Origin of the sequence: Halomonas sp. ND22Bw (assembly GCF_003011945.1) — a bacterium.
Lineage (GTDB): Bacteria > Pseudomonadota > Gammaproteobacteria > Pseudomonadales > Halomonadaceae > Halomonas > Halomonas halophila.
In genome coordinates this window covers 1-230 of record NZ_PXWD01001921.1, presented here as the reverse complement: position 1 = coordinate 230, position 230 = coordinate 1, and the positions used below count along the sequence as shown (strand labels likewise).

Annotated in this window: 1 pseudogene; it reads right to left on the bottom strand. The window is 69.6% G+C overall.

The window, feature by feature from the left end:
* Window positions 1-209: pseudogene (locus CVH10_RS24975) on the bottom strand (MFS transporter); the annotation flags it as partial.
* Between the last annotated feature and the right edge of the window lie 21 nt (window positions 210-230).

The window sequence follows — 230 nt, the reverse complement described above, 5'->3', positions numbered from 1 at the left end:
GACAGGGCGCCCAGGCCGATCATCAGAACCGGCATGGTGGTCAGCAGGCTGGCGGCGGTCGAGCCCATGCCCGTGGCGCCCTCGATCAGGTCCAGCAAAGGTCCGACCGCCGCCATCGCCGGACGCAGGTTCAGCGCCAGAGCGACGATGGCCGCCAGCAACAGCAGCGACGCGCCGCGCATCGGCGCGGCGTCGGATCGTGTGGACATGGAGGACTCCGGCTGAAAATC